This window comes from Rheinheimera hassiensis (assembly GCF_022436675.1).
Lineage (GTDB): Bacteria > Pseudomonadota > Gammaproteobacteria > Enterobacterales > Alteromonadaceae > Alishewanella > Alishewanella hassiensis.
This window is the reverse complement of record NZ_JAKUJZ010000005.1, coordinates 199,998-225,650: the sequence shown is the minus strand read 5'-3', so window position 1 is coordinate 225,650 and position 25,653 is coordinate 199,998. Positions and strand designations below refer to the sequence as shown.

Below are 25,653 nucleotides of genomic sequence, written 5' to 3'. Positions count from 1 at the left end.
ATAGCGTTTAAGCGCGGTTAAAAACGGCCTTTGCGGGCCGTTTTTTTATGCTGAAAAAATAAGTTTGTTACTGAGCTTCTGCGGCAGTTGCTTTAAGTCTGCCGCGTTGTCACTTACTACCACTATGTTGGCTTTAGACATGGCCATGGTTAAGCCCTGATAACGGTTATCAGCAAAGCTGGCAACAAAATCCAGTTCAGTTTCTTTGGGCACAATAAACACTGTGGCGTAACCGGTGGCGGTTTTCACAGCCAGGTGTAAAGAGCGTACCCCCTGAAAGGTGCAATAACGGGCATAAATTATCTCATCCTGCCAATCCTGCAGGCTGGCGCTGAAATCGGCCAGTTTCAGGTTTACCTCGTTTAAAGGCTGGCTTTGCGCATGCTGTTGCAGGTAGTCATTTTCATGGTACACATGTGCCAGCGCGTGGCTGCCAAGATCCGTGGCAAAACTGTTTTGATAAAGCTGCATACTCAGCACCGATACCAGCGCAATACTGGCAGCCAGCGCCAGTGGCGTAAACCAGCGGCGTAGCGGTTTGCGTTGCTGCTGTGCCGGTATTTGCAGCAGGCGTTCGGTCAGCATCGGCGGCACTGGTACCTGTAATGCATCTTCCAGATCCTGCTGCTGTTGTTGCAGTTCAAGGGCAAATTGCTGCAGAGCAGTATCCCGCGCTAAGGCATCGCGTACCGCCGGCTCCTGGCTAAAGGGATCAACCAGTAAAATACGGCGCACTTCAGTGTTATTCATGGCGAGTCTCCCCATGCTGGTTAATATTCAGTTGTTCCCGCAATAGCTTGCGGGCACGAAACAAACGGGTGTTTACTGTATTGACATTCAGTTGCAGCAGGTTGGCTATTTCATCACTGCTAAAGCCACCGATAACCTGCATTACCAATGGCTCACGGTATTCTTCCGGCAAAGCCGCCATATAGTTACGTAACTTATTGTTGTCACAATCTTGTTCAGCACTGCTTTGCTCGGTGTCGGGCAGGCTGTCTTGCTCGGCGGCATCGTCGTAGTCAAATTGCTTACGTTCAAAGCGGCGGGCATTTTCGCGGCGCAGTATGGTAATTAACCAGGATTTAGCTGCAGCGGCATCCAGCAAACTGTCCAGGTGTTTCCAGGCGCGTAAAAAGGTTTCCTGTACTAAATCCTGGGCGATATCGGGGTCTTTGCACAGCCAGTAGCCGTAGCGGTATATATCGGCATGATATAGCTGTACCAACTGTTCATAGCGCTTATTTTTACTGCCGCTGGGCTTTATCAGCGCAACGTGCGGCACTGGTGTTGCCGCGCTGTCTGGTGGCGTGGGTGATTGCTCTGGCATAGCACTGGCGTTAATAGCTGCTGAATTGGCTGATAGCCTAGCGTTATTGTGCTTCGCTGGCAAAAAATGAATGTTATTCATAGGCTGGCCTTTGCTGCATTTTTACCGTGCTTTGGCGGCATAACCAGTAATCAAGGCTGGTGTAACGGCCGCCACCGCTAAAAAACAGGCTGATTAACATGACAAAATAAGTGGCCGCAAACTCGATACCGTTGTTCAGAATAACCACATTACCGTTGCTGGTAAGCCAGTCATAATTGCCGTGTTGCCGTAACAGCTCTTTTGCCTTGCTTAGCTGTTCGGCCGAGTTAATAACCCGCTCGTTGGCCAGCCAACTGCTGCTATCAGCGATGGCCAGCCAGCCATGGGGCCAGTGCACGGAAAAAATGGCTACCAGCATGGTAAAGATCAGTGGAATGCTAACTAAACGGGTAAACAAGCCCAGCAATAAAAACACTGCCCCCAGGGTTTCTGCTGCAATTGCCAGCGCGGCCAGTAGCGCCGGAGCCGGTAAGCCCAAACCCCAGTCAGTATTGGCAAACCAGGCAACGGTATTGTCAAAATGCTGATATTTATTCCAGCCAGCCTGCAACAGCACCGGCGCCAGATATAGCCTGAGCAATAGCGGTGCCAGCCCTGATAGCCGCTGACTTTGTGTAATGGAGAGATGATAGAACGATAATGCCGCTTGCATCTGCGGGCCCCGTAATCAGATTAACTGAGGTATAAGAACGGCTGGCAGGCAGATGTATTTCAGCGCAGCGATAATTTGCTGCGCAGTAAGAGGTTAATGTACGCGGTATAGCCGACAGAAAAAATCAATCACTGCATCAGCGTCAAGGTTGGTAAAGCGCACTTTGCGTTTGCTTACTATGGCATCGCCCAGTGTTTTTAGCGTGTGCTCCAGTGGCACTCCGGCAGGGCGTTCTAATTCGTGGTCAGCAAACAGAAAGTTAAGTGCGGCCGAGGTGTAAGATTTTCCCGGTGTTAATGACACTAATTCCAGCTCCTGTAAGCGTACGCCCAGGTTGCGGATTTTTTGTAAGCGGTAAGTCTCGTTCATAACTGGCCCCGTGTACTGTTTGCCTTGATAAATACTGTATCGACAACAACGGCAATTTCTTTAGCTAAACAATGAAATTGACCAGCACAGCAGGGCTGCTTTTTGCTAGTATAGCCGCTATAACAGCTGGTTAAGCTAAGGTAATACATGACACAACACCTCAATCCTCTGACACTGACGGTACAACAACTCGGGCCGCATCTGGACAGCAAACTGATTAAGCAGGCGCTGGATGTTAAGCAACTGATCCCGGCGTTTATTGGCCAGGACAGGGCTAAGTCGGCACTGGCTTTTGCCATTGGCATGGATATGCCCGGTTACAACCTGTACGTGATGGGTGAGCCGGCATTGGGGCGCTTTACGCTGGTGCAGGACATATTGCAGCAGGCTGCCAGTGAAAAAGCCACGCCGGAAGAGTGGTGTTACCTGAATAACTTTGATGATGAGCGTGTACCCAACACCCTGCGTTTACTGCCGGGTGAAGGTAAAATTCTGGTTAAAAAAATTGAAGCCCTGATAGATGAACTGCTGGATACCTTTCCGGCTGCCTTTGATAACCCCGGTTATCAGCGTAAGAAAAAAGCTATCGCCCGTGCTTTTGACGATAAATACGAAAATGCTATTGAGCTGGTAGAAAGCAAAGCGCTGGAAAAAAATGTTGTGCTGTACGAAGAAAACGGCGCAGTAAGCTTTTCGCCGATTATCGACGGCAAGCCGCTGGACGATCAGGAGTTTTCTAAGTTAACCGAAGAGCAGCGGCAGTATTTTTATGGTCTGGTCAGCGAGCTGGAAACCATACTGAATGAGCAGTTGCTTGAGCTGCCACAGTGGAAACGTGAGCTGTCAGAAAGCCTGCGCGCCTTGCGTAAAGACACCATCGAACAGGCGATTAAACCGCTGCTGAAACAGCTGGAGCATGACTATGCCGCTGAGCTGGGTGTGCTGCGCTATATTCGGGAAATGCGCAGTCACCTGGTGAAGGCCGTGCTGGAACTGATGCCGGATGAATCTGAAGCTGAAAAGCAAGAAGAGGCCGACAACCGCGAAATTTTTATTGAAGAATTTGTGCCCAACGTACTGGTGCATTACGAGAGCATGTCGGGCGCGCCAATTATTTTTGAACCTAACCCCAGCTATGGCAACCTGTTTGGCCGGGTGGAATACAACTCCAGCAGTGGCAACTTATACACCAACTACCGCATGATCCGCCCCGGTGCTTTGCACCGCGCCAATGGTGGTTATCTGATCCTGGATGCCGACCGGCTGCTGACACAACCGCAACTGTGGGATGCGCTTAAGCTGGCGCTAAAATCCGGCGAGCTGTTAATTGATACGCTGTCGGAGCATGCGGTAACCAACTCGACCATTATTACGCCACGGGCGATACCGCTGAATGTCAAAGTGGTGCTGCTGGGCTCGCGCGACCTGTACTACCTGATCCAGGACGTTGACGACGAGTTTAACGAGCTGTTCCGGGTATTGGCCGATTTTGAGCATTACCTGCCTAATACCGCTGAAACCATCACTTATATGGCGATGCAAATTCGTGAGCAAATGCGCTTACTAAATATTGACGAGCTGACCGCCAGCGGTTTTAAACAACTGCTGACCTTTAGTTTTCGCCAGGCCGAGCACCAGCGTAAGCTGTCGGCCCGCTTTGCCGATGTATTAGAGCTGGTGCGTGAAGCGTGCTATTACGCCGGCCAGCAGCACAGCAGTAGCTTAACGGCAGAGCATATTCAGCAGGCTCTTAAAGGTAAGCAGCACCGCACCGGCCGTATTAGCGAAGGCTTTTTGGAAGATATTCAGGAGGGGCAAATTTTAATTGATACCGACGGCCTGGCCGTGGGCAAAATTAATGGCCTGACGGTACTGGAAATTGGTGATACCGCCTTTGGTACACCGGCGCGTATCAGTGCTACGGTATTTGCCGGCTCCAGCGGCGTAGTCGATATTGAACGCGAGGTTGAGCTGGGCAAAGCCATTCACTCTAAAGGCGTGCTGCTGTTAACCGGCTACCTTGGCGCTAAATATGCCCGGCAATTTCCGTTGACGCTGTCTGCTAATATTGCCATGGAACAAAGCTATGGCCACATCGACGGCGACAGCGCCTCGCTGGCTGAAGTGTGTGCGCTGTTATCGGCCATTACTGATATCCCGATTAAACAAAGCCTGGCTGTGACAGGCTCTATTAACCAGCATGGCCAGGTGCAGGCTATTGGTGGGGTAAATGAAAAAATAGAAGGCTACTTCCGTTTATGCCAAAGCCGCGGTTTAACCGGCGAGCAGGGCGTGATTATTCCGGCCAGTAATCAGCTAAATTTAGTACTGAATGACGATGTCATTACTGCTGTAAAACAGCAGAAGTTTCATCTGTATGTAGTAAAAACAGTGGATGAGGCGTTAACCCTGTTAACCGGTGTAGAAGCTGGCGAGAAAAATAGCCGCGGCCAGTATCCGAAAAAATCAGTTAATGGCCGTGCCTTGGTGCGGCTGGCAGAGATTGCTGAAATAGTAAATGGCAGTATGGATGAGGATTAGGCTGTAGCTGCAAATCTGCAGAACCGGTTTACCCACGCTAACACGCCGTGAATACGTCCTTGTAGGCTCTACTATGAACTTCATCCATGAAGTTCATCCTGCGGACCAGCACAGCTGTTCAAATTCGCTCCCGACGAATTTGTCAGCATCCATGCCTTCAACGGTTAGCTTAGGGTAATCCGGTTCTTTGTATCGGTTAACTTTGATTAAAGCGTCGCAAAAGCCGGGTGATACTGCACCTGGCCACTTTTACCTTTAAGCGCGCCGGGTGTCAGCTCTAACAGCATAAAGGCGTTGTCCGGTGCGTGCCACGGGCAGCTAATAGTAAACCGGCTGGCCGGGATAAAACCAAACCGTGGGTAGTACGCCGGATGACCCAGCACGACTACTGCCGCAACGCCCTGTTTTTTACATTGCCCCAGCCCGGCCCGTACCAGTGCCGAACCTATGCCCTGATGCTGCAATACATTGCTTACCGCCATTGGCGCTAAGGCCATTAACCGGGTTTCTGGTGCTTTATCCAGCGTAGCGGGTGAGAACAGGATATGGCCGACAAGCTGACCATGTTGTTCAGCCACTAAGGCTATGCAGTCAGTTGCCTGCTGGCGCAATGCTGTGATCAGGTTGACTTCAGCTTCATTATTAAACGCAGAGCGGGTAAGGCTGGCTATTGCCTCGTAGTCAGCCGGGGTTTCAGCGCGCACTGTAGTGTCATAACCCAGTGCATGCCAGGTACTGTTGCGACGGCGCTGCAGGGTGCGGCTGATATTGTGCAGTAGGGTCATACCAGGGGCCGGCAAAACAAAAGCGTGCAGACAGTCTACCTGACTGAGATGGCTTCTCAAGTTAAATGTTAATGACTAAGTGGCGTTAACAACTATTTTTGCACTGCGCCATTTAATAATACTGAACAAAAACAGCAAGAAACCGCATATTAACCACAACGGCTTATCACCAATACGGCTGTAGGGCGTGGTGCCTGTGCTCAGGCGTAGCTCGTCTTTTAACACCGCTTCGGTAAACTGAGCTACGGTGGCACTAATATTACCGCTGGCATCAATGGTGGCTGTTACGCCGTTGTTCGTTGCCCGCAATACCGGCCGGCCAAACTCCAGCGCACGCATTTGCGCTATTTGCAAATGCTGGTGCGGGCCTATGCTGTCACCAAACCAGGCGTCATTGCTTACTGTTAGCAGCAGTTGCGTTGCGTCGGTCATATTGGCCGCTATCTGGGCTGGAAAGGCAATTTCAAAACAAATGGCAGGCAGTAAATGGTAGCTGTTGGCCACCAGATTCGGTTGTACATAAGTACCACGGGTAAACGAGCTCATGGGCAAGTCGAAAATAGGTGCCAGTTTGCGTAACAAGCCTTCCAGTGGTACAAACTCGCCGATTGGCAGCAAATGGTGCTTGCTGTAGCGGTTGCTGTGGCCGTAAAAATAATCGCCATCGGTGGAGTCAGTATGGCGTTTACCCAGCACAATCAGGTTGTTCCAGGCTTGTTCGGTTTGGCTGTTGTAATCGAGAATGCCGCTGATGACTGCGGTATTTTGATACAGCGCTGCCCGGTTGAGGTTATCAAGAAAATCCTGTGCTACAGGCTCCAGCCGGGGGATCGCCGCTTCCGGCCAGATAACTAAATCAGCCTGGAAATTTGGCCGTGTCATATCCATATATTTAAGCATGGTGGGCCATTCTTGCTCCGGCGCCCAGCGCAAGTCTTGTTTTATGTTGCCCTGTACCAGCGCGACAGACAGTTGTTTATCGCTGTACTGCCAGCCGTTAAATTTTACCAGCTGCGGGCTGAGCACAAATAACAAGCCGGCAATAAACACATAGCTGTAGCGGCTGATTGCGCGCTGCTGCAAAAAAAGCTGCGCCAGTGCTGCGGCAGAAAACACCAGCAAAAAGCTGATGCCGGTTTCGCCAATCAGCGGGGCAAAATCACGCAGGCCATGGCTGGTTTGGCTGTAGCCCATAGACAACCAGGGAAAACCGGTAAATAACCAGCTACGCAGCCATTCTGTCATTGTCCAGCAAGTGGCCAATAACAGCGGTGTAAAAGCCGGGCGTTGCAATTTATAGCTTAGCCAACTGGCCAGAGCCGGAAACAATGCAAGGTAACTCACCAGCAAGGCCATCAGCCCCAAGCTGCCTGCCAGTGGCAAGCCACCAAACTGGTCAATACTGACATGCACCCAGCTGATGCCGACACCAAACCAGCCCAGGCCAAAACTAAAACCTCTTAGTGCTGCCTGTTTCGCTGTTGCTGCACGCTGCAATAAAAACGCCAGCAGCGCCAGACTAAGCAGAGGCAGCCACCAGAGTGTGTAAGGCGCAAAGGCCAGAGTGGTAACCCCACCAGCCGCAATAAGCAGCAGATGGGGTAGGGCTTGTGACAGCCAGGCGACAACAGCACGCAAGATAGTTAGTTTTCCTCTGTCTCGGCAGGCTCTTTAGCGCGGATCACTTGCAGCTGCACTAAACGGCGGCTGTTCGCTTTACTGACTTTAAAGGTTAAGCCTTCAAGCTCTATACTTTCACCTTTGGCGGGCATATGGCCAAACGCATGCAGCACTATGCCGCCTATGGTGTCGGCATCTTCTTCATCAAAGGTGGTGTTAAATGATTCGTTAAATTCATCCAGCGGTGTTAAGGCGCTAACCTGAAACACCCGGGATGCCATTTTTTTGATATCGTTTTCTTCTTCATCGTCGTGCTCATCTTCAATTTCGCCGACAATTTGTTCCAGAATATCTTCAATGGTTACCAGGCCGGATACACCACCATATTCATCCACTACTATGGCCATATGGTAACGTTTCTGGCGGAACTCTTTTAGCAACGCATCAACCCGCTTACTCTCGGGTATAATCACCGCTGGGCGCAGTAAATCGCGCAGGTGCCAGTTGTTAACATTGGGGTCCAGCGCGTACTGCAGCAGGTCTTTCACCAGCAGTATGCCTTCGATATGGTCTTTGTCTTCATTGACGACAGGATAACGGCTGTGATTGTTTTCCATCAGGATGGGCAGCATATCAGCGACAGAGTCGTCAATGTCGATGGTGGCCATCTGGGAGCGCGGTACCATAATGTCACGGGCCCGCATACTGGAAACATCCAGCACGCCGTCCAGCATACTTTTGGTATCGGCATCTATCAGGTTACGTGCTTGCGCTTCACTGATGATGTCTTGTAAGTCTGATATATCTTGTGGTTCTGCACTGAAGATACTGGCGATCCGATCTAACCAGGATTTACCGGCAGAACCGCGACTAGAGTGGGGATTGTCGTCACTCATGGGTGAACTGTTGCTCCAAAAAACAAAAAAAACCTATTCGTTATCCAACAAATAGGGGTTAGTAATGCCAAGTTGCTGCAATATGGTTACTTCTTCGGCTTCCATTTGCTCGGCATCGTCGTCATTTATATGGTCAAAGCCCAATAAATGCAAGCTTCCGTGTACTACCATATGTGCCCAATGCGCCAGCAGGCTTTTATGTTGCTCTGCCGCTTCTGCAGCAACAACCGGGGCACAAATCACTAAGTCGCCCAATAGCGGCAGTTCAATGCCAGGCGGGCACTGAAACGGAAAGCTCAGCACATTAGTGGGTTTATCTTTGCTGCGATAATCAAAATTCAGCTGCTGGCTTTCGGCATGATCAACAATACGCACTGTGACTTCGGCTTCGGCCTGAAAAGGCAGTATGGCCGCTTCCAGCCACTGCTGAACCTGTGCTTCGGTGGGTAAGTTGTCTGCTGTGCTGGCCAGCTGTAAATCGAGAATAATTGCCATTATTGGCCTTTGGCGGCGTTATCTGCTGCCGCTTTGGCCGCTTCAAAGGCTTCATAAGCCATAACAATGCGCTGCACTATCGGGTGGCGCACCACGTCTTTGGCGGTAAAATGATTAAAGCTGATTTCGTTTACTTCGCTCAGTACATCAATGGCGTGTTTTAAACCGGAATACTGGCCGCGGGGTAAATCTACCTGGGTAATATCGCCGGTGATCACCGCCTTTGAGCTAAAGCCAATCCGGGTTAAAAACATTTTCATCTGTTCAACCGTGGTGTTCTGGCTTTCATCGAGAATAATAAAGGCGTCGTTCAGTGTGCGGCCGCGCATATAAGCCAGCGGTGCAATTTCGATAATGCCGCGTTCAAGGTACTTTTCAACCTTTTCAAAGCCAAGCATTTCAAACAGGGCGTCGTACAAAGGCCGCAGATACGGGTCGACTTTTTGTGCTAAGTCGCCGGGTAAAAAGCCCAGTTTTTCACCGGCTTCTACCGCTGGGCGCGTTAATACAATACGCCGCACCAGGTTACGCTCCAGCGCGTCTACGGCACAGGCTACGGCTAAATAAGTTTTTCCGGTACCGGCCGGGCCAATACCAAAACAGACATCATGTTTAAGCACATTGCCAACATAAGCTGCCTGATTAGGGTTGCGTGGCTTTATCAGGCCTTTTTTGGTTTTCAGGCTAAAATCGCGCGGTTCGTCGTCGTGTTGCTGGTACTGAATATCGTAGTTTTCGCTGATCAGCAAATGCACCTGCTCGGGTGTTAACTCTGCCGTTGGCGACGCCGTGGCAGCATACAATTGCTGCAGTACATCCAAAGCAGCGGCAACGTTATCGGCCGGGCCAGCTATTTTCAGCTGGTTGTCGCGCTGGCTGATATCAACCAGCAAACGGCGTTCAACGTGCTTTAGGTTATCGTCAAAGGGGCCACATAACAGCGTTAACCGCCGGTTGTCAGCACCTTCCAGCGTTAAATCTGCAGTATGTAAAGTTGTGCTCAAATGCCTGCCTCAGTGTAAAAGGGGGCATTAATGCCCCCGGATCAGTTAAGGTGTAAAAGTGGTTACGCCAAGAACGTCTGCTACCGGCACGGCTTTTTGCCGTGCCAGAATTTGCTGCGGTGCTATTTCACGGCGCAAGCCCATGTCCTGCTCAGTACGGATTAGCGTACCACGCAATGAATTACTGAATACATCAGTAATTTTCACATCGACAAAGCAGCCTATCATGTCTGGCGAGCCTTCAAAATTCACCACCCGGTTATTTTCGGTGCGGCCGGTCAGTTCCATAATATCTTTTTTCGACGGGCCTTCTACCAGAATACGCTGTTCGGTACCGAGCATGCCACGCGCAATTTTCAGCGCCTGCTGGTTAATGCGATCCTGCAATATATACAACCGCTGCTTTTTCGCGTCTTCGCTGACATCATCCGGCAAGTCTGCTGCCGGTGTGCCTGGGCGGGCGCTGTAAATAAAACTGAAGCTCATATCAAAATTGATTGCAGCGATTAAATCCATCGTGGCCTGAAAATCTGCATCGTCTTCACCGGGGAAGCCGATAATAAAATCAGAAGACATGCTTAAATTCGGCCGGATTTTCTTCAGTTTACGAATTTGCGATTTATATTCCAGCGCGGTATGGCCTCGTTTCATCAGGTTCAGAATGCGGTCAGAGCCACTTTGTACCGGCAGGTGCAGGTGATCAACCAGCTCAGGTACGTCGCGGTATACTTCGATAATATCGTCGGTAAATTCCACCGGGTGCGAGGTGGTGTAGCGAATACGGTCGATACCGTCAATCGCGGCGACTAAGCGCAGTAATTCCGAGAAATGACAGATAGTGCCGTCGAATTTTTCACCGCGGTAGCCGTTAACGTTTTGGCCCAGCAGGTTGACTTCGCGCACGCCTTGCTCGGCTAACTGGGCTATTTCAAATAATACATCATCCAGCGGCCGGCTGACTTCTTCACCGCGGGTGTAAGGCACCACGCAGAAGGTACAGTATTTTGAGCAGCCTTCCATTACCGAAACAAAGGCGGTTGGGCCATCGGCTTTAGGTTCAGGCAGGCGGTCGAATTTTTCAATTTCCGGGAAGGATACATCCACCACCGGCGATTTGTTACCGCGCACGGCGTTGATCATTTCCGGCAGCCGGTGCAGGGTTTGCGGGCCAAACACGATATCGACATAGGGTGCGCGTTCACGAATGGCCGCACCTTCCTGTGAGGCTACGCAGCCACCGACACCGATCACTAAATTCGGATTTTTCTCCTTCAGCGGACGCCAGCGACCCAGCTGATGGAATACTTTCTCCTGTGCTTTTTCGCGGATAGAACAGGTGTTTAGCAGAATAACATCTGCCTCTTCTGCCTCTTCGGTCAGCGTAAAGCCGTGGGTAGCATCCAGCAGGTCGGCCATTTTGGATGAATCGTATTCGTTCATCTGGCAGCCCCAGGTTTTAATGTGCAGTTTTTTGCCCATTGTGTGTCGTTACCTGTATTGTCACTTGGAAAAAAGGGAGCGTATTTTAGCCTGTTCGGGCCCGCGTTGCCAGCGCTTGCGAAAAATGGCTGAATACAGCGAATTGCATAAAGCATGGACCGGTCTATGCGGAATCTGCCTACGGACGAACAGCAGCTACAGTAATCTTTGCCTGGTCGTGATATAACCGGCGTAGAAAATAACCAATACACCGGCAAACCAGGCCATGGTTACCGGCTCCTGCCAGAATAAATAACCAAACAAACCGGCAAAAATTACGCTGCTGTAAGTCCACATACCTATATCACTGGCTGGCGCCACGGCGTAAGCGCGGGTCATCGCCAACTGGCCAATAGCTGCCAGTACACCCATACCAATAAACGCCAGCCATACCTCGTTGTTCAGTGGTTGCCAGTAAAATGGCAGCGGTACCGCAGATAAAATGGCGGTGAGCAGCGAAAAGTAAAACACAATACGCACCGCAGGCTCGGTATCAGACATATAACGGATAGTGGTTTTGGTAACCGCTACCAGCACAGCAGATACCAGTGCCACCAGCATAATGGCATCAATAGTGCCAGCGGTGCCGGGCAGTGCCAGCATGACACCAATAAAACCCAGTACTATGGCAAACAGTGTCAGGCGGCTGGGGCGCTCTTTTAGCCAGAATCTGGCGATAATGGGCACAATAAAGGGGGATAGCAGCAGCACCAGCATACCCTGTGCTAGTGGCAAGCGCGCCAGCACATAGAAAAAGCAGTACATCGAAATAAGCCCAGTTAACGCGCGGCTAAGGTGCAGATACCAGCGCTGGGTTTTTAACAGGCCAAAGCCGTGCTTGTACAAGAATGGCAGCATTAGCAGCAGGGCAAAGAAATTACGGAAAAACACCACCTGCACTTCAGATGCGGTGCCGCTGGTAAATTTAACAATAGCGCCAATACCAGCGAAGCAGGCTTCAGCCAGCAGCAGTAGTAAGGCTCCTTTGGCTAACGGCGACAATATACCAGCCTGCAGCGTGGGTAATAAGGCTGGCTAGTATACCAGAGCCGGTATGCAGGTACTGGCAGAATATATCGCAACACAGCTGCAACCTGGCGTTTGTCACAGCTCGGTTTGTAAAAATGCCGGAATATCTTTGGCAGGCATGGGTTTGGCGAATAAGTAACCCTGGATCAGATAGCATTGACGGCGGTTGAAAAACGCCAGTTGTTGCTCGGTTTCTACGCCCTCTGCCACACAATACATGCCCAGGCTGTTGGCCATACTGAGCATGGCGTCAATAATGGTTTCATCGCTGCTGTCGATGCCGATATCCTGCACGAAGCTGCGGTCAATTTTAATGCCGTCAATCGGCAGCTCTTTTAAATATTTCAGTGACGAGTAACCGGTACCAAAGTCATCCAGTGCCAGTTGTACGCCAAGCTCGCTAAGCGCCAGCATGGTATCAATAGCGCTTTGATGGTCGCGCATCAGTGCGCTTTCGGTAACTTCAAACCGCAGGCAACTGGCAGGCACCTGATATTTTTGCAACAAAAACCGGGTATGTTCTACCAGTGCCGGTTGTTCCAGATGCTGGGTGGATAAATTAACAGACAAATACAGCTGATAGCCGTCCAGATGCCACTGGCGTAAGTCGCTTAAGGCTCTTTCCAGTAACTGGTGTGTCATATTTATAATCAGCCGCAGCTCTTCAGCCAGCGGAATAAACTCAGCCGGAGAAATTAACCCTTCGCTGCTTTGCCAGCGGATCAGCACTTCAGCCCCCACCACCTGACGGGTCTGACTGTTAACGATGGGCTGATAAAAGTTAACAAACTCATCATTCTGCAGTGCTTTACGTAAACGGGTTTCCCGCGCCAGCCGCATATGGGCTTTTTCGTTCATTTCGGCGGTAAAAAACTGAAAGTTGTTACGCCCGGCTTCTTTGGCATGGTACATCGCCACATCAGCGTGCTTTAGCAGTTCGATAGCATTAATGGCATCGTCAGGATATATGGCTATACCAATACTGGGGGATACGCCAACGGTATGAGTACCTAACTGCATAGGCTCACTGACAACGGTTAGCATCTTACGGGCGACATGGCTGATATTGTCTGCGGTTTTATAGCCTTCAAGCAGCACAATAAATTCATCGCCGCCTAAGCGCGCCACTGTGTCGCTGTCCCGCAGCGTCAGCGTTAAGCGCCGTGCTACTTCTTTTAGTAATAAATCGCCGACATCATGGCCAAGCGAGTCATTAATCTGTTTAAATTTGTCCAGATCGATAAAGCACAGCGCCAGTGTGCGCTTGTCACGCTTGGCTTGATCAATACCGTGGTAAATACGGTCCATTAATAAAGCCCGGTTGGGCAGGCCGGTCAAGGCATCATAGTTGGCCAGGTAACGCAGTTCATCTTCGGCCATTTTTTGCGCGGTAATATCGGTAAACACCAACACGAAAAATGCCAGTTCCTGCTGTTCGCCGATGGCACTGATATTGATCAGCGTAGGACGCTCACGGCCATCGGGGGTAATAACCAGCTCTTCACCTTGCCAGTGTTGGCCTGGTTTCATTTCTTTTAACAGCTTAGTGTAAAAACGCCGTCGCATAAGGCTAATACCCAGATGGTGGGTACGGGGCTGTTCAAGGTATTGCTCCACGCTGCCAAAAGCATCGGCAAAAGACTGATTTGCAGCAATGACCCGCTGGTTGTTGTCCAGAATAACCACCCAGTCGCGGGTTTGCTGGAAGGCTTCGCCAAATAGCCGGGCTTTTTCCTGATTGGCGCGGGTTTCGGTGATATTACTAAAGGTGCCAATAACTTTGCTTACGCTGTTGTCGTTATCATACTCAGTGGCTTTGCCCAGATCGCGAAACCATAGCCAGTTACCGGTTTGGTGCTGCATACGGTAGGTAACATCAAATCCCGGTTCAGGCTGCTGTAAAAAACGTAACCACTGCGCATTGAAACCATCCCGGTCGTCAGGATGGATCAGCGTTTGGTGCTGCTGCAATGTCAACGGGTTCATGGCTTCATTGTAACCGAGCATGCTGTGAATGCGTGATGCGAAAAGCAGGTTAGTGTCAGCCTGCCATTCCCAGGCACCGCTGTTTACCGACGCCAGAGCCTGTTTCAGGCGCTGCTCACTTTGCAGGGCTTTGGTATGTATGCTGCGCAGCAGCGCATGCTGATGGCGTCGTAGCCGGTAAAGTTTATACAACAATAGGGTTAGCAGTGCGGCGTAGCTTAGCAATGCCCAGCCGGATAACCAGAACGCAGGCTTGATGTGTAAATGAATTTTTGCCGGTGCGCTTTCAGTGCCGCTTTCGGGGGAAATAGCCACCACGTTAAAGGTGTAATCACCACTGCTTAGCTGCGGGAAAATAACGCTGTTGCCACGCTGCGGCGGGTAACTGATATTTTGTTTGCCCTCCAGCCAGTAGCGATAACGCATTTTGTGCTGATTGCTAAAATTCATCGCGCTAAATTGCAGAGTAATACCGAGATCTTTATGCGATAACGTAAAATGGCGTTCATTTAAGTTGGCATTTACCGGCTTTAAATTGCCAGACAACACACTGATGCCGGTAACAATGGCGTTTGGCTTGACGGTTTGCTCCTGCAGTCGTGCGGGGTCTACCAGTGTTACGCCACGCATACTGCCAAAGGCAAGCCGGTTGTCGGCCAGTGTCGTTACTGCACCGCCGTTATATTCATGAGTATAAATACCGTCATCGCGGGTAAAAAACTCAATTTGCAGAGTATCGGCATCAAGCCGGGCGAGGCCATAATGGCTGGAAAACCAGATATCGTTATGCGCATCCAGTTGCAGGTTATATAACGCATCTGACAATAAGGTGTCGTTTATGCTGTAAAAATGCAGCAGTTCCAGCGTTTCTGCGGAAAAGCCCAGTAAGCCTACCCCCGACATACTGATCCACAACCGGCCTTGTTTATCCTGTTGCATGGAGTTGGCAATACGGCCCAGCATAGGCTGGTAGCCAGGCGCCTGATAGATCAGGCGGCGGCTGTTATTCTGTGGCTGCCATAACCAGATTTCATCCGGTTTTGCTATTAATAACCCCATACTTTTGCCGGTGTAAGCACCCAAACCCGTGTATACGCCCAAAATAGTACCGCGGCTGTCACCGGACGCACTGAAATCATTACTGATGTCTTCAACTGTGCCGTTGGCCGGTGTGTACCGCATCAGTTTGGTATCGTCAAAGAAGTACCATTGCTGCTGATACAGAAAATAGCTGTTGTTTCTGGCGTTTAAATAGTGTTTGTCGCTGTCTTTAATAGTGGCAGGCAACTGCAGTTTGCCCGTGCTGGTATTAAATAATCGTAAGCCATTGGCATTAACCAGCCACAGGTTGCCGTCGTCTGCAGGATAAATGGCATAGATAGTGCCATCATGTTCAATAGCTTTGGGATCCGGGTTTACCAGATAACTGGTATTAATGCCGTTATGCAGCTGATTTTTATTCAGGCCATTGGCAGTGCCTATCCACAGTGTCTGGTTGTCGCTGGCCAGCAGGCTATAAACCACATTACTGCTAAGCGTGCTGTTATCGTTATCGGTGCGGATAATCTGGCTAAAAGCCTGGCTGCGTGGATGCCAGTAATAAGCGCCATTGTCGCGCGATGCCAGCCAGTAACCCCCGGCTTTATCGGCCACTATATCTATGATGGTGTTTTCAAATAAGCCCAGATTAGCATCGCTAAAGCGCAGCACAAATTCTGTATTTTGCTGTTGCGGATAAAAGCGGTATAGCCCGCGCTCGGTCGGTATCAGGGCGTGATCATCAACCCACTTTACCTGCCAGACATTCAGTGCGGCCAGCTCTGTTTTAGCCTGATAGGGCGTCTGGTGTTGTAAATAGGCCAGCATATCGTCAAGGTTAATGCTGTACAGGCCATCGACAGTACCTATCCACAAACGGTTATGCTTAATGCTCAGCACTTTGCTGTGCAACCTGTCATCGGACACCATACTGCTGTCTAAGTAAGGCAGGTATTGGTGTTGCAGGTTGCTAAGGTTAACGGCAATAACACCGTTAAACGCGGCGAGCAGTGCATAGCCCTGATAATATTGAATATTGCGCAGCCAGCCATCGCTATAACCCGCTTCGCGGATATCAAACAACTTCTCATGGTTGCCATCAGCTAACGATAAACGAAATACAGCGTGATGGGTGCTCAGCAACAACGTATCGTTGTTGTACGACACCATACCGGAGATAAAAGCGTCTGAGATATAAGTGCTGTTGGGTTGGTTGTTCTGCTGGCGTAAACTGCCCGCCAGTTCGATATAACCACTGGCGCGGTTAAAACGGTACAAATCGCCTGTTGCGGTTGCTGCAAAAATACTGCCGGTGCTGTCCTGCAGTAAGCGGGTAAATGAAATCTCTTTTAAACTGGCCAGCTCAGTGCCAACCTGCACCACCTGATTACTATCAAAACGGTTAAGGCCACCCTCGGTAGCCAGCCAGAGAAACCCTTCCTGGTCCAGCAGCAAATCATTAACTGAACCCTGTGTCAGCCCTTGATCTGGTGTCAGTGGGCGTAAAAGCGGGGCTGCAGCTAAGTTGAACACAGCCGGCAATAAAAGCAGGGCTGCAAGACGCATCAAAGGCCGCAAAAAATTCACTGAAACTCCTGTTCACTGTAGCGTGATTATTATTATTGCTGCTACATCGGCGTTATTGTGCAGAACATATACTGAGAGTGAATAGCTTGTCCAGTTTTCTGACTACAGCACCTGTTATCGCTGTTATTTCAATCAAAGCAGAGCAAATTGCACTAAGGTTGCACTCAGCGCCAGCAGCATAAAATATAACTGAACAAAATGCACAACCCTTACACCGTTGCCAATATCTTGCCAGGCTGGGTCTCGCTGATACGGTATACGGCTGCGCAGCAGTTTACGGTTGCCATAATAAGCAGGGCCGCCAAGATTGCAGCGCACGGCCACACTGGCACAGCACAGCAGTAAAAAAGACAGGTAGTTGAGATTAAGCCGTGGGATCTGGCGAATTTGCCGGTAGCAGCGGCTGATACCATGCTGCAATGCCAGAATAACACTGCTAATCAGTACCGCCGGTGCCGCAGTAACAGTTGCCAGCCAGGCGGCAGGCCTGCCAAAGTGGCGGTTTAGCGGCAGTTTAGTGTTCCATTGCTGGGCCAGTTCCTGTAACAGCCGGTATGCCAGTGCGGCAATACCACCGCCAACTAAAAACCAGCACCACACACCCAGTATCAGCCTGGTATTGCGTAGCACCGTACTTTCCACTATGGCTTTACTTACGCCCATTGCCGTCAGGCTGCTGGTGTCGCGCAGCAGTAATTTTGTCGCTTGTTCTTTTGCCAGCGTTAGCTGGCCGCGTTTGAGGTTGTCGCTAATGCCCAGCATGTGTTTACGTTGTTGTTGCCAGTCCAGGCTGAGGTACAACAGCAAGGCATCCAGCAGTTGCGGCAGTTCGGAGAATTGATACAGGCTATAGCACAACAGTAACGGTGGTGCCGCACCGACCACTACAGCCAGACTCCCGGAAGTGAATTGTTGCTGTGCTGGCCGGCCAGGATCAGGGTGTACTTTTTTTGCCAGTTGCCGGGCATAATAACGAAACAATGTTAACGGGTGATAAGCCGCAGGTAAGCTGAACCAGTTTGCTGCCAGCACCACGGCCAGCAGCATTAACGGCGCATACCAAAGCCCTTGAGGCAGCACGTTACAGGCTTACACCGGCCAGGCTGCTAATCAGTTCAGCAACCATGGCGGAACTGTTTTTTGAGGCGACGTCGAGATACGCTTCGAAAGATTGTGGCGACTCTTTACCGGCAATATCGCTTAAGCTTCTAATCACCACAAAAGGTGTATGCAGCATATGGCATACCTGAGCAATAGCGGCGCCTTCCATTTCTACCGCCAGCATGGTGGGGAACTGCTGGCGGATAACGGCAATGCGCGCCGGATCACAGATAAAGCTGTCACCGGTAGCAATAAGCCCTTGTTTGGTTTTGCAATAACCCAGCAATTTAATACTTTGCTCGGCAGCGGCTACCATCGCCGGGTGCGGTATAAAAGCGGCTGGCATTTGCGGTACCTGGCCAATTTCATAGCCAAAGGCAGTAACGTCAACATCGTGGTGGCGCACTTCAGTGCTGATAACGACATCACCGACACTTAATTGCGGGTCAAAACCACCGGCTGAACCGGTATTAATAACGGCGTCTGGTTTAAAGTGCTGGATCATCAAAGTAGTAGCAACTGCGGCGGCGACTTTACCGATACCGGATTGCACCAGCACAACAGCTACGCCATTGAGACGGCCGCTGTAAAATACATAGGAGCCCAGTTCTGTGGTTTCTACATCAACGATTTGCTGGCGCAACAGCGCCACTTCCGGCTCCATGGCGCCGATAATACCGATTAATTGCATACTGTGGTCTCTGTCATAACAAAGGCGTTAGTATAAAACGCTGTGCTGACAAAATCCCGCTTTTCATTAGCTAAAGCGTTGTTTAAACCCTTTATCGGGCCAGTACAATGCTGTTGGCCGCTTTATTGTCGGTCAGGCGGCCTTGCTGATAATCACTGATGGCCTGTTCAATTTCAGCCATAGAGTTCATCACAAAAGGGCCATACTGCACGATCGGCTCGCCAATAGGCGCTGCTGCCAACAGCAATAAACGACAATCGTCCTCGGCATACAGAGTGACAGCAGTACCGTTGGTTAAAACACCGGCATGGTGCTCGGGCACTTTGCGCTGTTCTTTATCATCAACCACTTTTATCTCGCCGGCATAAGGATAAACAAAAGCACTGTGGGTCAGCGCCAGTTGCAGGGTTATTGTCTGCCCGGCTGTCAGGTGTAAATCATAATACTGTGGTTCAGTGGTTAAGCCCTGTATTGGCCCGCTTTGCTGGATATCATTGGTTTGCAAAGTGCCGGCAATCACTTTAGCTGTGCCTTGCGCTAATGCTATCTGCGGGATCAACTCGGGGCTGATATCAACATAAGCCGCCGGTTTCATTTTTTCTGCTGCAGGCAGGTTTAGCCATAACTGGAAACCTTGCATTAAGCCGGCGTCTTGCTGTGGCATTTCTGAGTGAATGATACCCCGGCCGGCGGTCATCCATTGTACGCCACCGCTTTTAAGATGGCCCTGATTACCCAGATGATCTTCGTGCAGCATGTGGCCTGCCAGCATGTAGGTTACCGTTTCAAAGCCGCGGTGAGGGTGGGGCGGGAAACCTTTAATATAATCTCCGGCCTGGTCTGAGCCAAAAAAATCCAGCATCAGAAATGGGTCCAGCCGGGTGTGTTGGTTTTGCCCCAGGCTGCGCTTAATTTTTACCCCGGCGCCATCAGATGCCTGTATGGCAGGGATCAGGCGTTGCACTGTGCGTGTGGTCATGGTGGTTTCTCCAGCAATAAAGGTGGTTATTAAAGCTTAGCGTTAATGGAAAGAAAATTACATTATTCACGCTAAAACATTCTAAAAAGTAGAATGTTTGCACCATGTTGGTGGGTTCAGCCAGCGTTAAGACGCTGAGGCTAAGCTGTGCCTTAATAAAAATAAGTCTCACGTCGCAACGAAGTGTGACTCAGTGTGAGAAACCTAGGAGTATAAGATGAAAAAATCAATCGTATCAGCAAGTATCATTGCCGCTGTTTTTGCCGCAGGTGCACAGGCTAACATCAACTGGGACTATGTTGGTGCAGGTTATACTGATATCGGACCTGATGGCCCTTATGTTGAAGCATCATACCGCCTGGACAGAAACTGGGTGCTGGACGCCGAGTTTGCCCGCGTATCGCAAGGCCCGTTTGACGCTAACATGCTGCAAGTGGGTGTAAATTACTTAACCGGTTTTAAACTGGATTTTTCACCTAATACTCAAACTTATATTCTGGCCGGTATTGAGAATGCATCTGGTGATGCAGATGACACCGGTGGTTATGGTGGTGTGGGTGTACGTCACCCGTTAACACCGCAGGTAGAGCTTTACTCTGAAGCCAGTTACCACTCTATCGGCGATAATTATGGCAGTTTTGCCGGTGGTATCGCTTATCATCTGAGCCCGGACTGGGCCATTCGCAGCAATGTGGCGCTAAATAGCGGCGATACTAAAAACGAATTCCGTTTCGGTGTGTCTTACCAGTTCTAATTTGTGCCAGTCTTTTAACTGCACAACCGTTTAACCGAACAGCGCCTTTTGGCGCTGTTCGTGTTTTAGCAGCCAGTCTTTTTTATCCAGCCCGCCGGCATAACCGGTTAAGGTGCCATTGGCGCCTATTACTCGATGACACGGTACCACTATTGCCACAGGGTTACGGCCATTAGCGGCACCTACCGCTCTTACTGCTTTAACATTGTTGATGCCGCGGGCGATATCGGCATAGCTGCAGGTTTGGCCAAAAGGTATAGCACAAAGCTCTTGCCATACTTGTTGCTGAAACACAGTGCCACTGGCTGCCAGCGGTAAGCTGAAATGGCTTAACGTGCCATCAAAATAGGCGCTGAGCTGCTGTGCGGCCAAAGCTGTAAGCGCTGAAGGTTGCTCTGCTGTCAGGCGTGTTGTTACAAAGCTGATGGCACTGATACCACTGGCGCTTGCAACAATATGTACCGGCCCTAACGGGCTGTCGATATATTGACTAAACATATTATTCTCCGGGACTAAACCATAACTGGAAGGTGGCATAGCTGCGCCATGGCGCCAGGCTACTGGCATCAGTGGCAGCATTACCATTACGGGCCAGCGCTTTTTGTACACCAAGATCGCCGGCCAGCCAGATATCACTGGCAGATAAACCGCGCAGGCAGGCGTAGTTTACCGTCCAGGGGCCGATGCCTTTAATACTGAGCCATTGTTGCGGTGATGCATCAGGTGTTGCCATAACAAAGTGCGCCAGAGCTTTTAGTGTGTCGCGCCGCGCCTGCGGTACTTTTATCATTTCCAGGCTGCTTTGGGCTACGGCCTGCGGGGTAGGGAACAGTTTTTTGTCACCGGCCACCGGCTCAGCCAACGCTTGTACTAAACGGTTAAGTTGGGTGCGGGCACCGGCAACACTGACTTGCTGTCCCAGTATAGCCCTGACACCCGCTTCCCAGCTGCACCATAAACCGGGAATACGCAGGCCACTGATTATGCCGTTGCTAAACAACGCATGCTGCTGCAGTTGCTGTTCTATCTGCAACATATTGGCATCCAAATCCAGCAGGCGGCGCAGCTGCTGCACCAGGCCAAACAGACCTTGCTTGCCAGCCCAGTGCAAGCTCAGTTGTAAACTGCTGTCAGTTTTCGGCGTGACTTCAAACCAGCCTGCGCTTTGCTGATAGCTGAACGTGCGGCCATAGCTTTGCTGGTTTACCCAATCAATACCGTTTAGCGTACGGGCCTGCCAGAACTGCAGCATAGTGTGCCAGGCCAGCGGTGGGCGGTAGCTAAGTTCAAGCCGGATTACATCTGGCTCAGCGCTGTCATGGCGCCGGCGGATAGCGCCGGGGCTAAGTTGCAGCTGCTGTTTAAAAGCATCGTTAAAACGCCGGACGCTGTTAAAGCCTGCCTGATAAGCAATGGCACTAATAGGCAGTGCCGTTTCATGCAGCAGTTTTTTGGCAAATAACACCTGCTGGGTAATAGCATAGTGTTTTGGCGCCAGCCCCAGTTGCTGCTGAAACATTTTGCGTAAGTAACGCTCACTAATACCCAGCCGCTCTGCCAATTGTGTCTGGTTTTGTTGCTGCAATACGCCTGCATCAATAAGTTTTAAGGCACGTTGTAAGGTGGTGTCTGTACCTTGCCAGGCAGCAGAGCCCGGCGCACTGTCTGGCCGGCAACGTAAACACGGCCGGTAACCGGCGGCACAGGCCGCGGCAGATGAAAAATAATAGCTAACCTGGGCCTCTGCCGGTGCTTTTGCCGGGCAAACAGGGCGGCAATAAATACCGGTGCTTTTTACTGCAGTAAAAAACAGGCCATCAAAGCGGGCATCTCTTGCCAGTCGTGCCTGCTGGCAGATATCGGTGCTTAACATAATGTGGCCCGGCTTACAGATAATAGCCAGAGTATATCAGGCAATAACTGTGACGTTAGCCGGATCCGGTACTCAATAGTAAAGATGTGTTACTTGGTTATTTGTGTTGTTGCTAAGCTTAAAGGCAACGCTTAGTATCAGCAGATTGCAGCAGGCCCGCTTGGCCATAACGAACAGGAGTTCCTATGCTAGAGCATTTTTTTATTCAGCTGAGTACTGAACCCGACAGTATCAGCTTTGAGCAAAGTATAGCGCTGATCGATGCGCTGTATCAGTTTACGCCGGTAGCATTTAAAAATGGCGACTTGCACAACGCCGCCGGTGAAAACAACGGTTCATGCAAAATCTTAGCTTTTGGTTTGCTGCACCAGTTATCGGCACCGCAAACGTTATTTTTATTTGGCGATTATTACCGCGCTGTACTGGATACCCCCAAAGGCACCGATCATCAGAATATCCGTAACTTTATCCGCACCGGCTGGAATGGCGTGGCGTTTGCAGCACCAGCGTTAAGCGCTAAAGCGGCTGAGTAAAAAAATGCCCGGCAAGCCGGGCATCTTCCATTATCCGGCTTTTAGGCCGCGTCTTTTTCTTTGGGGGCTGCTTTTATATTGTCAGCGTGTGGCAGCTTGTGCGGTGGCAAATCTTTATTACCCTGCTTTAAGAAATGATCTATCCAGCGCATCAGGCGCATACCGTAATCCAGCTGGGCTACAGCTTTCTGATTGCCGTGGTCTTCGCCCGGATACAGCACTAAGTGTACCGGCCCTTTGCCGTGGGTTTTTAAGTAGCGGTACAGGCTGGTAAATTTGTCATTGCCTCTTTTTGCGGCGAGATATCGCGTAATCTGGTTTCTATTGTCGGATTGCCGCAGTATTGCGGCAGAACAACGGCTACAGCTTTGTTAAGCCGCAGCGCTGTGGTATGTTTGCGCAAAAAGCGATGTCATAAAACCTCAAATTACTAACTACTTTCAGGGTATCCGATGCAAGAATCCAGCGTACTTATCACTAACGATGCAGTGGTACTTGGTTTAATGGCCACCATTTTGGGTGCCGTGTTTTATACCAGCCATAGCGATAACCGCTTCTTTAAAGCTTTTTACAAATATGTGCCTGCACTGTTGTTGTGTTATTTCATTCCCTCGTTATTTAACAGCTTTGGCGTGATTGACGGCGAAGGCTCATCACTCTACAAAATGGCGTCACGCTACTTGCTGCCGGCCAGCCTGGTGTTATTAACTCTTAGTGTTGATTTTAAAGCCATTCTTGGCCTTGGTCCTAAAGCGCTAATCATGTTTTTAACCGGTACTTTAGGCATTGTTATTGGCGGGCCGATTGCATTGATGAGTGTTGGCTATTTTTTTCCGCAGGAGCTGGGTGGTGATGTTTGGCGTGGCATGACAACTATTGCCGGTAGTTGGATTGGCGGTGGCGCGAATCAGGCGGCAATGAAAGAAGTGTTTAATGTTGATGGCAATATTTTTTCAGTAATGATCACCGTGGATGTGCTGGTAGCGAATGTCTGGATGGCGGTATTGCTGTTTATTGCCAGCCGGGCAGAGTTTTTTGACCGCAAAAACGGTGCTGATACCCGTGGCATTATGAACCTGCGGCAAAAAATTGAGCAATATCAGGCGCAAAATGCCCGTATTCCTAATTTAAACGACATTATGCTGATTGTTGCAGTAGCTTTTGGCGTAACCGGTTTGTCGCATGCTCTGGCAGATATTATCGCACCGTGGATTGAGCGTGTAGCGCCGCAACTGGCTATGTACAGCTTAACCAGCACTTTCTTCTGGCTGGTGGTTATTGCCACTACCGTGGGGCTGTATTTATCTACTACCCGGGTGCGCAAACTTGAAGCGGTAGGCGCATCAAAGGTAGGTTCAGCATTTCTGTATATATTGGTAGCCACCATAGGTATGCATATGGATGTTACGGCTATCTTCAGTAATAAGCTGATGTTTTTAGTCGGTATTATCTGGATGTTGGTGCACGCGGTATTGTTGTTGGTAGTAGCCCGCGTGATAAAAGCGCCGATGTTTTATATGGCGGTAGGTAGCCAGGCAAATGTCGGTGGTGCCGCTTCGGCGCCCGTGGTCGCGGCAGCGTTTCATCCATCCTTAGCTCCTGTTGGTGTATTGCTGGCAGTGCTGGGCTACGGCCTTGGTACTTATGGTGCTTATATTTGCGGCCTGATTATGCAGCAGGTTGCGCCTTAGTGTAAAACAGCCGTAACATAAAATAGCCGTGCAGTAATCAAAGAAGGGAGTTTTACCTGTGAGTAACCAAGTTAAAATCGAGCCTGGTCATTGGGTGTTGATTATCTTCTTATTACTGGCGCTGTATGCCAGTTACCTGCTGATAGCGCCCTTTATTGGCCCGGTAGTATTGGCATTCGTACTATCGTTACTATGCTTTCCGGTGCATCAGAAAATAGTGCGTAAATTGCCTGATAAGCCTAACCTGGCATCAACTATAACCTGTTCCTTGCTGGTGGTGGTGATCCTGGTGCCGGCTAGCGTAGTGTTAATGGCGATAGTTCAGCAAAGTATTATGTTTGCTAAACAAAGCTACCAATGGGTTGAGGATGGCAAAGCTGAAGCATTGCTGCAGCAGCCGTTTATTAAAAATGGCATTGAAAAAATAAACCAATTTCTACCGGTTGGTGATTTCAGTATCAGAGACATTATTGACAGATTAACCGGGTTTGCCTCAGGCTTTAGTACAGAACTGCTTGATTTAAGTACTAAAGTTGTTGGTAACGTAACCGGAATAATTGTTAGTTTTTTCCTGATGTTATTTGTGCTGTTCTTTTTGCTGCGCGACCATAAAAAAATTATCGAAAGCCTGTTCTGGATATTACCGCTGGCCCGCTCACAGGAAGAAAAGTTACTCACTGAAGCCAACACTGTTGCGCGCTCCGCAGTACTGGGAACGTTTCTGACCGCCTTAGCTCAGGGGGCTGCGGGTGGCATTGGTATGGCAATTGTCGGTATGCCGGGGTTGTTCTGGGGAACAATGATGGTGTTTGCGTCATTAATTCCGTTGGTCGGCGCTGCGTTAATCTGGGTTCCTGCCAGCTTATATTTATTACTCACGGGTGACTGGCCCTGGGCATTATTTTTAACCTTGTGGGGCGCAATACTGGTTGGCTCTATTGATAACTTTTTACGGCCGATTCTGATGCAGGGTACGTCTAATATGAGCACACTAGTGCTTTTCCTGTCACTTATTGGTGGTTTGCAGTTATTTGGCGTTATTGGTTTGATCTACGGCCCGATTATATTTGCGCTGACCCATGTATTGATTAAGCTTTATACCATTGAGTTTAAAGACTTTCTGGAAAAGCAGGATAAAAGCTAAGCAGGGCTACAGCCTGCTTATAGCGCCTACTCAA

Annotated in this window: 23 protein-coding genes; 5 read left to right on the top strand and 18 right to left on the bottom strand. The window is 50.0% G+C overall.

Annotated features, from left to right (window positions below):
* Positions 1 to 45: 45 nt before the first annotated feature.
* The 4 genes from MJX74_RS12235 to MJX74_RS12220 all read right to left on the bottom strand — a co-directional run bounded on the left by MJX74_RS12235 (position 46) and on the right by MJX74_RS12220 (position 2,393).
* On the bottom strand, positions 46 to 750 hold the full coding sequence (locus MJX74_RS12235; RefSeq protein ID WP_240223121.1) for a DUF3379 family protein: 705 nt from the start codon (positions 748 to 750) through the stop codon (positions 46 to 48).
* Positions 743 to 1,411 (bottom strand): sigma-70 family RNA polymerase sigma factor, encoded by a 669-nt coding sequence (locus tag MJX74_RS12230; protein ID WP_240223120.1) that lies wholly within the window; start codon positions 1,409 to 1,411, stop codon positions 743 to 745. The genes MJX74_RS12235 and MJX74_RS12230 overlap by 8 nt, the downstream gene beginning before the upstream one ends.
* Complete coding sequence (locus MJX74_RS12225) at positions 1,404 to 2,024, bottom strand: HvfX family Cu-binding RiPP maturation protein (RefSeq protein ID WP_240223119.1); 621 nt, start codon at positions 2,022 to 2,024, stop codon at positions 1,404 to 1,406. Before MJX74_RS12225 ends, MJX74_RS12230 begins: the two co-directional genes overlap by 8 nt.
* A 93-nt stretch (positions 2,025 to 2,117) precedes the next feature.
* Positions 2,118 to 2,393 (bottom strand): hypothetical protein, encoded by a 276-nt coding sequence (locus tag MJX74_RS12220; protein WP_068229008.1) that lies wholly within the window; start codon positions 2,391 to 2,393, stop codon positions 2,118 to 2,120.
* A 147-nt stretch (positions 2,394 to 2,540) separates the two neighbouring features.
* Here MJX74_RS12220 and MJX74_RS12215 point away from each other — a divergent pair, with 147 nt between their 5' ends.
* Positions 2,541 to 4,934, top strand: coding sequence for a Lon protease family protein (locus MJX74_RS12215; protein ID WP_240223118.1), 2,394 nt, complete (start codon positions 2,541 to 2,543; stop codon positions 4,932 to 4,934).
* A 206-nt stretch (positions 4,935 to 5,140) separates the two neighbouring features.
* Here MJX74_RS12215 and MJX74_RS12210 read toward each other — a convergent pair whose 3' ends face one another.
* The 11 genes from MJX74_RS12210 to MJX74_RS12160 all read right to left on the bottom strand — a co-directional run bounded on the left by MJX74_RS12210 (position 5,141) and on the right by MJX74_RS12160 (position 19,624).
* The gene (locus tag MJX74_RS12210; protein WP_240223117.1) at positions 5,141 to 5,719 is read right to left on the bottom strand and encodes a GNAT family N-acetyltransferase; all 579 of its coding nucleotides are present in this window, start codon (positions 5,717 to 5,719) and stop codon (positions 5,141 to 5,143) included.
* A 75-nt stretch (positions 5,720 to 5,794) separates the two neighbouring features.
* Positions 5,795 to 7,357 (bottom strand): apolipoprotein N-acyltransferase, encoded by a 1,563-nt coding sequence (gene lnt / locus MJX74_RS12205; protein WP_240223116.1) that lies wholly within the window; start codon positions 7,355 to 7,357, stop codon positions 5,795 to 5,797.
* Between the two features lie 5 nt (positions 7,358 to 7,362).
* Positions 7,363 to 8,235: an HlyC/CorC family transporter gene (locus tag MJX74_RS12200; RefSeq protein WP_240223115.1), complete on the bottom strand. Its 873-nt coding sequence runs from the start codon at positions 8,233 to 8,235 to the stop codon at positions 7,363 to 7,365.
* A gap of 33 nt (positions 8,236 to 8,268) precedes the next feature.
* Entirely contained in the window at positions 8,269 to 8,730 is a 462-nt protein-coding gene (gene ybeY / locus MJX74_RS12195) for an rRNA maturation RNase YbeY (RefSeq protein ID WP_240223114.1), read from the bottom strand.
* Positions 8,730 to 9,734: a PhoH family protein gene (locus tag MJX74_RS12190; RefSeq protein ID WP_240223113.1), complete on the bottom strand. Its 1,005-nt coding sequence runs from the start codon at positions 9,732 to 9,734 to the stop codon at positions 8,730 to 8,732. Before MJX74_RS12190 ends, ybeY begins: the two co-directional genes overlap by 1 nt.
* Positions 9,735 to 9,779: 45 nt before the next feature.
* Positions 9,780 to 11,213, bottom strand: a complete 1,434-nt coding sequence (miaB, locus tag MJX74_RS12185) for a tRNA (N6-isopentenyl adenosine(37)-C2)-methylthiotransferase MiaB (protein WP_092794435.1) — start codon at positions 11,211 to 11,213, stop codon at positions 9,780 to 9,782.
* A gap of 156 nt (positions 11,214 to 11,369) precedes the next feature.
* The gene (locus MJX74_RS12180) at positions 11,370 to 12,215 is read right to left on the bottom strand and encodes a DMT family transporter (protein WP_240223112.1); all 846 of its coding nucleotides are present in this window, start codon (positions 12,213 to 12,215) and stop codon (positions 11,370 to 11,372) included.
* Between the two features lie 102 nt (positions 12,216 to 12,317).
* On the bottom strand, positions 12,318 to 16,853 hold the full coding sequence (locus tag MJX74_RS12175; RefSeq protein ID WP_240223111.1) for an EAL domain-containing protein: 4,536 nt from the start codon (positions 16,851 to 16,853) through the stop codon (positions 12,318 to 12,320).
* A 132-nt stretch (positions 16,854 to 16,985) separates the two neighbouring features.
* Positions 16,986 to 17,933: a cobalamin biosynthesis protein CobD/CbiB gene (locus tag MJX74_RS12170; protein WP_240223110.1), complete on the bottom strand. Its 948-nt coding sequence runs from the start codon at positions 17,931 to 17,933 to the stop codon at positions 16,986 to 16,988.
* A 1-nt stretch (position 17,934) separates the two neighbouring features.
* Positions 17,935 to 18,645 carry a 5'-methylthioadenosine/S-adenosylhomocysteine nucleosidase gene (gene mtnN, locus MJX74_RS12165; protein WP_240223109.1) on the bottom strand — a complete coding sequence of 237 codons (711 nt, stop codon included), beginning with the start codon at positions 18,643 to 18,645 and terminating at the stop codon, positions 17,935 to 17,937.
* A gap of 91 nt (positions 18,646 to 18,736) precedes the next feature.
* Complete coding sequence (locus MJX74_RS12160) at positions 18,737 to 19,624, bottom strand: pirin family protein (RefSeq protein ID WP_240223108.1); 888 nt, start codon at positions 19,622 to 19,624, stop codon at positions 18,737 to 18,739.
* A gap of 217 nt (positions 19,625 to 19,841) precedes the next feature.
* Here MJX74_RS12160 and MJX74_RS12155 point away from each other — a divergent pair, with 217 nt between their 5' ends.
* Positions 19,842 to 20,378, top strand: coding sequence for an outer membrane beta-barrel protein (locus MJX74_RS12155; protein WP_240223107.1), 537 nt, complete (start codon positions 19,842 to 19,844; stop codon positions 20,376 to 20,378).
* Between the two features lie 30 nt (positions 20,379 to 20,408).
* On the opposite strand, the gene MJX74_RS12150 is transcribed toward MJX74_RS12155, so the two are convergent.
* Positions 20,409 to 20,876 carry a methylated-DNA--[protein]-cysteine S-methyltransferase gene (locus MJX74_RS12150; protein WP_240223106.1) on the bottom strand — a complete coding sequence of 156 codons (468 nt, stop codon included), beginning with the start codon at positions 20,874 to 20,876 and terminating at the stop codon, positions 20,409 to 20,411.
* A 1-nt stretch (position 20,877) separates the two neighbouring features.
* Positions 20,878 to 22,251, bottom strand: coding sequence for a DNA-3-methyladenine glycosylase 2 family protein (locus tag MJX74_RS12145; protein WP_240223105.1), 1,374 nt, complete (start codon positions 22,249 to 22,251; stop codon positions 20,878 to 20,880).
* A 185-nt stretch (positions 22,252 to 22,436) separates the two neighbouring features.
* Here MJX74_RS12145 and MJX74_RS12140 point away from each other — a divergent pair, with 185 nt between their 5' ends.
* Positions 22,437 to 22,784: a HopJ type III effector protein gene (locus MJX74_RS12140; protein WP_240223104.1), complete on the top strand. Its 348-nt coding sequence runs from the start codon at positions 22,437 to 22,439 to the stop codon at positions 22,782 to 22,784.
* Between the two features lie 41 nt (positions 22,785 to 22,825).
* Here the strand turns inward: MJX74_RS12140 and MJX74_RS12135 are convergent, their stop codons facing one another.
* Complete coding sequence (locus tag MJX74_RS12135; protein ID WP_240223103.1) at positions 22,826 to 23,005, bottom strand: hypothetical protein; 180 nt, start codon at positions 23,003 to 23,005, stop codon at positions 22,826 to 22,828.
* A 231-nt stretch (positions 23,006 to 23,236) separates the two neighbouring features.
* Between MJX74_RS12135 and MJX74_RS12130 the strand changes: the two genes are divergently transcribed.
* Both MJX74_RS12130 and MJX74_RS12125 read left to right on the top strand, forming a co-directional pair.
* Positions 23,237 to 24,475: a DUF819 family protein gene (locus MJX74_RS12130; RefSeq protein ID WP_240223102.1), complete on the top strand. Its 1,239-nt coding sequence runs from the start codon at positions 23,237 to 23,239 to the stop codon at positions 24,473 to 24,475.
* 58 nt (positions 24,476 to 24,533) lie between these two features.
* Positions 24,534 to 25,619, top strand: a complete 1,086-nt coding sequence (locus MJX74_RS12125) for an AI-2E family transporter (protein WP_240223101.1) — start codon at positions 24,534 to 24,536, stop codon at positions 25,617 to 25,619.
* Positions 25,620 to 25,653 lie beyond the last annotated feature (34 nt).